Genomic DNA, 8,053 nt, shown 5'->3' with positions numbered 1-8,053 from the left:
CGGCGGGGCGGCTGTCTTCCTGGCGTCATCAGCGTCCGACTATGTGCACGGGACTCTGCTGGCCGTGGACGGCGGCTGGCTCGCCCGCTGATCGGTCAATTTCCAAGATCACCTGCGAGGTGAGCCACCTAGCCGCGGTTCGCGCGTTGCCCCATAGCTGACGCTGTACAGGTGCGGACTGAATTTGATGGTGTTCGGGGGCGGTGACGCCGTAGGGCGTCCGGAGGGCGAGGCCGAACCGGCGCGGGCGACGCGCCGGCAGTTTGGCGCGTGGGCCCTTGGCATGGGGCTGGCAGCTCCTGCCATAGCCAGCGCGCAGGTTCTCTCAAATCCCACCGTGGACCCTCGCGTCCTGCAGTCGGTGGCGACCGATCCCCGACTGCGCCGCTTCTACGCCCTGCGCGGCTGGACGCCGGCCTGGACGGATGATCTGGCGCGGCAGTTCGATCGCGCCCTCGGAGGCGCCATCCACCACGGCCTGGACGGCGCGGCCTTCCGTCCGGCGGCCGCCCGCGACGCCGCCAGCCGCGAGGCGGGCCTGACGCTCGCGGCGCTCATCTATGCCGAGGCCCTGTCGCGCGGGCTGGTGGACCCCACCAAGATCTTCAAGCTGTTTACCCTGGAGCGCCAGTTCACGGACGTCGCGCCAGGCCTGTCCCAGGCCCTAGACCGGCGTGAGATCGGCGCCTGGCTCGACGGCCTCGCGCCGCGCGACGCGGAGTACAAGGCCCTGTCGGCGGCCTATGTGGCGCTGCGCTCCCAGATCGGCCGGGCAGGAACCTCGGCCATTCCGGAGGGCGGTGCCATCCTGCCTGGCGGCCAGGACTATCGCGTCCCGCTCATCGCCCAGCGCCTGTATGATCTCGGACACCTGACCGGCCCGCCCATGGCGTCGCAGACCCTTACGGCCCCGATCTCGGAGGCCCTCAAGCGCCTCCAGGCCGAGAACGGCATGCAGCCGACCGGCAAGGTGGGCAACAACACCATCGGGGTGCTAAACGCCGGGCCCACCGACCACGCGCGCCAGCTGGTGATGAACCTGGAACGGCGCCGTTGGCTGCGCCGGGAGGCGCCCGCCACTCGCATCGACGTTAACACGGCCGCGGCCTTCCTGACCTTCTACCGCGACGGCGCCATGGACTGGGCGGCGCGGACCGTGGTGGGCAGCGCCAACCGCGCGACGCCGAGCCTGCAGTCGGCCTTCAGCCAGCTGGTGGTCAATCCGCCCTGGAACGTGCCGGCCAGCATCGCGCGGGCCGAGATCCTGCCGCGCGGGGCGGCCTATATGCGCCGCCAGGGCATGTACGTCACCGGCGGCCGGGTGGTGCAGCGGGCGGGTCCGAACGCGGCCCTGGGCCTGGTGAAGTTCGACATGCAGAACCCCTACGCCATCTATCTGCACGATACGCCGTCCAAGAGCCTGTTCGCCCGCGCCGCTCGCCACCGTAGCCATGGCTGCGTGCGGGTGGAGAACGCCGTGGAGTTCGCGCGTCACCTTTCGGAGATCTACGGCGCCTCGGAGCGTTTCGAGGAGGTCCTGGCCTCGGGTAAGACCGGCGTGGTGCCGCTGACCGCCAGCATTCCGGTGCGGCTGCTCTATCACACAGCCTTCGTCGATGATCAGGGCACGGTGGTCTACCGCTCCGATCCCTACGGTTGGGACATCACCCTGGCCACCGCGCTGGGCCTGGACCGCCCGCGTTCGACCCTGGATCGGGAAGAGGCCACGGCCGAGCCCGATCCCACCTCGCCCGGTCCGTAGGCCGCGTTTTAAACTCGTTCTCCAAACTGGAACCCGAGACAGCTTCGCGATGATTCAACCTGGTCCGACCTTCAAGGAAAACCTCCAGCAATTGCCATCGGTGGAGGGCGTCCAACGAATCGACCTCTTGGACGCAAGCGGCGACGTGGTCGCTTGCATCGAGAACCAGCCTGGCAAGCAGGGCTCGCTAGCCGTCTACCAATACCTGAAGCATGCCTTCGATCTCTTGGATGAGAACGCTGCGCAGCACGGCTTGGCCATGTTCGCCGAGCATACGGCGGATGCCCGGAACCGCCCGGGCGCGCACCCCAATATCGACCGTCTGCTTGAGATCGCCGCGGGTGGACATCGGCTTCAGATAGACGTCATCCCGACCGATAGCTGAAAGCCTCGCGGCCCACCGCCACGACCGAAGCCATGTCTCCTCACCGTTGCGCCTTGAGGGGAGGGCGAAGGTTTTTCCACCTCCATCACCGTTTCCGGCCCACTGCACAGCTTTCGCGCAGGGCCCGCTCGCGTTTGAAGCGACCGGTCTTGCGAATACGACTGAACCGTGGCTATCCTCATTGCCACCGGTGTCAAAGGCGCGTAGCGGGCAATGACACCGGTGTCATAAATGGGGAAACGCGAGGAGCGCTGGTTTGGCACCCTCCACCTGACGGCCTCACGCCGCGGGTGGCCTCGCACAGGGAGGGACAGATGGTCCGCACTCGGTCTTGGACGAAAACGCGCGCGCTGTTCAGTGGCGCGTCCCTGGCGGCGCTCGCCATGGTGGCCGCCGCGCCGGCCTTCGCGCAGCAGAACGAAGTCGAGGAAGTGGTGGTCACCGGCTTCCGGGGCAGCCTGCAGCAGGCCCTCGAACTGAAGCGCGGCAGCGCCACGGCGGGCGACACCATCCTGGCCGAGGACATCGGCAAGTTCCCGGACCTGAACCTCTCGGAATCCATTCAGCGGATCTCTGGGGTGGCCCTGGCCCGCGACGGCGGCGAAGGCCGTCAGATCTCCGTCCGCGGCCTGGGTCCGCAATTCACCCGCGTGCGGATCAACGGCATGGAGGCCCTGACCACCGCCGGCGGCACCGACGCCTCGGGCGGTACCAATCGCGGCAGGTCCTTCGACTTCAATATCTTCGCCGCCGACCTGTTCAATTCGATCACGGTGCAGAAGACCTCAGCGGCCGAGACCGAAGAGGGCTCGCTGGGCGCCACCGTGGACCTGCGCACCGCGCGGCCGCTGGACTATGATGGCTTCAAGTTCGTGGCCTCGGCCCAGGCCAGCTACAATTCCCTGTCGGAGGACTCCTCTCCGCGCGCCGCCGGCATGATCTCCAACACCTGGGCCGATGGAACCTTCGGAGCCCTGCTCAGCCTGGCCTACTCCAAGCGCTCGCTGCTGGACGTCGGCGCCTCCACGGTGCGCTGTGCCCCGGGAACCTCATTCTCACCGGGCTTCGACGCCCTGCCGAACGGCGCGGGCCTGCCCACCACCGTCAATCCGGCCGCTGCGGCCAACAACGCCGCCTACCATCCGCGCTTCCCGCGCTACGATCGGTATGACCAGGAGCAGGAGCGCCTGGGCGCCACCTTCGCCCTGCAATGGAAGCCGACGGACGCCACCGAGCTGACCTTTGACTACCTCTACGCCAAGCTCGACGGGAGCCGGGAGGAGCAGTTCCTGGAAGCTCCGTCCTTCAGCGTCGGCGGCGCCTGCACCGCGGCCAACGTCAACACCTCCTGCGGGATCGCCGACACCAACGTGGTCTCCTCGACCATCACCAACGGCGTGATGACGGCCGGTACGTTCGACGACGTCGATCTGCGGGTCGAGGACCGCTACGACGAGCTGACCACCACCTTCAACCAGTACTCCCTGGACTTCAGCCATGCGTTCTCCGACAGGCTGAAGATCCACGCCGTGGCCGGTCACTCGGAGTCCGACCACCAGAACCCGGTTCAGACCACGATCATTTGGGACCAGTTCAATGTCGACGGCTATCGGTTCGACTATGGCCAGGGCCGCGCCCCGCTGCTGACCTACGGGAACGCCGACCTGACCAATCCCGGCGCCTGGAGGCTCATCCAGGTGCGGATGCGGCCGCAGAGCGCGGTCAATACCTACGAAACCGCCGCCTTCGACCTCGAGTGGAAGCCCAACGACATCCTGACCTTCAAGGGCGGACTGTCCTGGAAGCAGTACGAGTTCGAGAGCACGGAACTGCGCCGCTCCAACGGCGCCTCCACCAACCAGGAGACCGTGATCCCCGCCGGCGTGGCGGCGATCGCCACCTCCACCTACGCCAAGACCGTCACCCTGCCCACCGCGGGGCTGGGCCTTCCGGCCGGCAGTACAAGCTCCTGGATCTCGCCGAACTACTTCAGCGCGCTGGCCCTGTTCCAGCTCAACGATCCCACCGCCTTCGGCGGGGCCTGGGCGCTGGGCAAGGAACCCTCCCTCTCGAACAACAACTCGGTGGGCGAGAAGGACAAGGGCGGCTTCGTCCAGGCCGACTGGGACACCGAGCTGGCTGGCATGGCCTTCCGCGGCAATATCGGCGTCCGCTATGTGAAGACCGAGCAGACCGCCTCGGGCTACACCTTCCTGGCCGGCGCCCCGGTGCCGATCACCGTGGACCGCGAGTACGACGACACCCTGCCGTCGCTGAACATGGTGATCGAACCCGTCGAGAACTTCCTGGTCCGCTTCAGCGCGGCCCAGACCATGTCGCGGCCGAACCTGGGCAGCCTGACCCCTGGCGCCAGCGTCAGCGTCTCGGGCTCGTCGCGGACCGTGACCGCCGGTAACCCGAACCTCGATCCCTTCCGGGCCAAGGCCTACGACCTGTCCTTCGAGTGGTACTATCAGCCCGAAGCCCTGCTTAGCGTCGCCTTCTTCAAGAAGGAGATCGACAGCTTCGTGCAGACGCTGTCCACCCAGACGACCTTCACCGGCAATCCCTTCGGCCTGCCCGACAGCGTCGCCACCGCCGCCTGCGGGGCCACCGTCGGCTGCAGCCCGTCGGCGACCTGGAATTTCTCGACGCCGATCAACACCCCCGGCGGCGATCTCACCGGTTTCGAGGTCAGCTTCCAGCAGCCCTTCAGCTTCCTGCCGGGGCCGCTCGCCAACACCGGGATCATCGCCAACTACACCAGCGTGAAGTCGTCCATCGACTACTATGCGACGGTGGGAGGGGTCACGACCAAGGTGGCCACCAACGACCTGACCGGCCTGTCACGCAAGGCCTACAACCTCACGCTCTACTATGAGGACGACAAGATCAGCGCCCGCGTCTCGGCCAGCCACCGCGACAACTACCTGACCCGGGTCCCCGGCCAGGAGGCCGGCATGGCCTATGATGGCGTCAACGAGACCATGAACGTGGACGCCTCGTTCACCTACACCTGGAACGACAACCTGAAGTTCACCCTCGAAGGCGTGAACCTCACCGACGAGTTCCAGGACCAGTTCAACGGGACCCAGGACCTGATGAACTTCTACCACCACACCGGCCGGGAATACCTGATCGGCGTGCGCTACACCTACTAGGCCTAGATCCCCCGAGGGCAGACCTACGGCGCGCCGGTTCCCCGGCGCGCCGCTTTGTCTAGGGTAGGCCGTTGCTCGAACGGGAGACGAATGTGGCGGCTGATGTGGTCTGTTTCGGCGAGGTCCTGGTCCGCCTGGCCGCGCCCGACAACGAACTGCTGCTGCAGTCGCCGACCCTCAAGGTCAGTTTCGGCGGGGCGGAGGCCAATGTGGCCGTCTCCCTGGCCCGCTTCGGCCACGCCGCGCGGATGCTCAGCGTCCTGCCTGACAACGGCCTGGGTCATGCCGCCGTGGACGAGCTTCGCCGCTATGGCGTGGACACCTCCGGCGTCCGGTTCGCGGCGGGGCGGATGGGGCTCTATTTCCTGACGCCGGGCGCGGCCCAGCGATCGTCACAGGTGCTCTATGACCGGGCCGACAGCGCCTTCAGCCGAGCCGCCTCGGGCGTCGACTGGGACGCTGAATTGGCCGGCGCCGGCTGGCTGCACGTCTCTGGCGTCACCGCCGCCATCGGTCCCGACACCGCCAAGGCTGCCGTGGATGCGGTGAAGGCCGCGCGGCGCCTTGGCCTGACCGTCTCGGTTGACTGCAATTACCGCGCGACCCTGTGGCAGACCTGGAACGGCGACGCGCCGGCGATCCTCGGGGAGATGCTCTGCCAGGCCGACCTGGTGTTCGGCGATCACCGCGACATCGCCCTGGTGCTCAACGCGGCCTTCGGGGGGCGGGGGGAGGCCGATGGCCTGCGGCGCTGGGCCGCCGACATGGCCTTCCAGGCCTGGCCGAACCTCCAGCGCCTGGCCTGCACCGACCGGGTGCAGCACACCGTGAACCACCACGACCTGGCGGGCTTCCTGTTCTCGCGCGAGGGCGCCTGGCGCACGGAAAGCCGGCCCCTGAACCCCATTATCGACCGGATCGGCGGCGGCGACGCCTTCGCCGCCGGCGTGATCCACGGTCTGCTGACCGGGATGGGCGAGGCCGACCTGCTGGAATTCGCGGTGGCCGCCGCGGTGCTGAAACACGCGACGCCGGGGGACTTCAACCTGGCCACCGTGGCCGACGTCGAGGCGGTCCGCTCAAGCCACAGCCTGGATGTCCGGCGGTAGGGCGCAGCGCCCTCATGACAGAAGATTAATCCGCCCGCAGAGGCGCCACCACCGCTGCGGTGTATGAAGGTTCAAACGCTGAGAGCGCGCCGTGACGCGCCCGGTCCCCTGGGAGCCTTCGTCGATGACCAACCTGAAAGTCCTGCTGCTGGCCGCCTGCGCGCCGGTGATCCTCTCGGCCTGCGCGAGCCTGGGGGCGGCTCCGCCGGCCCAGCTCCCCCCGCCCGGGCCTGTCGCTGAGGCGCCCAGGGCCAAGCCGGTCTATGGGACCTTCGGGTTCGACACGGCCGGCATGGACCGGTCAGTGAAGCCCGGTGACGACTTCTTCGCCTACGCCAACGGGACCTGGGCCGCCACCACACAGATCCCCGCCGACCGGTCCAGCTACAACACCTTCGCCGTCCTGCGGGAGGTCGCCTCCAAGCGCACGGTCGAGCTGATCGAGACGGCGGCCAAGACCCAGGGGCCGGCCGGGTCCGAAGCCCGCATGATCGGCGACTACTACGCCAGCTTCATGGACGAGGCGGCTATCGAGGCGAGCGGGGCGCGCCCGCTGGCCCCGGAACTGGCGGCGATCGCGGCGATCAAGACCCGCAAGGATCTGTCGGCCCAGCTGGGCGCCACGATCCGCGCCGACGTGGACATCCTGAACGCCACCACCACCAAGACCGAGCGTCTCTTCGGCCTGTGGGTCGTGGAGGACCTGAACGACACCAGCCGCTACCTGCCCTACATCGTCCAGGGCGGCCTCGGCATGCCTGACCGCGCCTACTACCTCGACGCGGGCGCGAAGTATGTGGACCTGCGCGCCAAGTACAGGACCCACGTGGCCAACCAGCTGCGCCTGGCGGGCTTCAGCGACGTGGACGCCCGCGCCGCCCGGGTCGTGGCCCTGGAGACCAAGATCGCCGCGACGCACTGGACCGTGGCCGACACCTTCGAGATCAAGAAGAACAACGTCCAGTGGACCCGCGCTGAGCTGGCCCGTAAGGCGCCTGGCATGGACTGGGACGCGTTCCTGACCGCTGCGGGCCTGGCCGACCAGCCAGTGTTCGGCGCCTGGCAATCCTCGGCCATCAGCGGCGAGGCCAGGCTGGTGGGGTCCGAGCCCATCGCGGCCTGGCAGGACTACCTGGCCTTCCACGCCGTGGAGCGGGGCTCGCCCTACCTGTCCAAGGCCTTCGTGGACGAGAGCTTCGCCTTCAACGCCACCGCCTTGTCGGGCACGCCGCAGCAGGCGGAACGCTGGAAGCGGGGCGTGGACTTCACCGGGAACGCCCTGGGGGAGGCCATCGGAAAACTCTACACCGCCAAGTACTTCCCGCCGGACTCGAAGGCGGAGGTTCAGGCGATGGTGAAGGACATCCTGGCCGCCTTCGGCAAGCGCATCGACCGCCTGGACTGGATGGACCCGGCCACCAAGGCCAAGGCCCATGAGAAGCTGGCCAACTTCCAGGTGGGCGTGGGCTACCCTGACAGGTGGCGAGACTATTCGGGCCTGAGCATCGTGGCCGGCGACGCCTATGGCAATTGGCGGCGGGGCGAGCTCTTCGAGTACCGGCGCAACCTGGCCAAGCTGGGCGGCCCCGTGGACCGCGGCGAGTGGTACATGACACCCCAGACGGTCAATGCGCTG

5 protein-coding genes and 1 pseudogene are annotated in these 8,053 nt (G+C 67.9%); all 6 read left to right on the top strand.

The window, feature by feature from the left end; translation table 11 throughout:
• Nucleotides 1-91 (top strand): annotated as a pseudogene (locus RMO97_RS00235) (2-deoxy-D-gluconate 3-dehydrogenase); the annotation flags it as partial.
• Between the two features lie 246 nt (nucleotides 92-337).
• On the top strand, nucleotides 338-1,762 hold the full coding sequence (locus RMO97_RS00230; RefSeq protein ID WP_310538560.1) for a L,D-transpeptidase family protein: 1,425 nt from the start codon (nucleotides 338-340) through the stop codon (nucleotides 1,760-1,762).
• A 49-nt stretch (nucleotides 1,763-1,811) separates the two neighbouring features.
• The gene (locus RMO97_RS00225; protein ID WP_310538559.1) at nucleotides 1,812-2,147 is read left to right on the top strand and encodes a DUF2322 family protein; all 336 of its coding nucleotides are present in this window, start codon (nucleotides 1,812-1,814) and stop codon (nucleotides 2,145-2,147) included.
• A 314-nt stretch (nucleotides 2,148-2,461) separates the two neighbouring features.
• Complete coding sequence (locus RMO97_RS00220; protein WP_310538558.1) at nucleotides 2,462-5,308, top strand: TonB-dependent receptor; 2,847 nt, start codon at nucleotides 2,462-2,464, stop codon at nucleotides 5,306-5,308.
• A 92-nt stretch (nucleotides 5,309-5,400) separates the two neighbouring features.
• Complete coding sequence (locus tag RMO97_RS00215) at nucleotides 5,401-6,417, top strand: sugar kinase (protein WP_310538557.1); 1,017 nt, start codon at nucleotides 5,401-5,403, stop codon at nucleotides 6,415-6,417.
• Between the two features lie 124 nt (nucleotides 6,418-6,541).
• The coding region (locus RMO97_RS00210) for a M13 family peptidase (protein ID WP_310538556.1) at nucleotides 6,542-8,053 on the top strand (1,512 nt) is incomplete at its 3' end.

It is taken from the genome of Phenylobacterium sp., from assembly GCF_031425575.1.
In the GTDB taxonomy this organism is placed as follows: Bacteria; Pseudomonadota; Alphaproteobacteria; order Caulobacterales; family Caulobacteraceae; genus Phenylobacterium.
Note: the sequence above shows the minus strand (reverse complement) of the source record. Positions and strands in the feature narration are given on the sequence as shown.

Coding starts and splice junctions, on each gene's coding strand:
- RMO97_RS00225 (WP_310538559.1), top strand. CDS start 1,812: ATGATTCAACCTGGTCCGACCTTCAAGGAAAACCTCCAGCAATTGCCA.
- RMO97_RS00220 (WP_310538558.1), top strand. CDS start 2,462: ATGGTCCGCACTCGGTCTTGGACGAAAACGCGCGCGCTGTTCAGTGGC.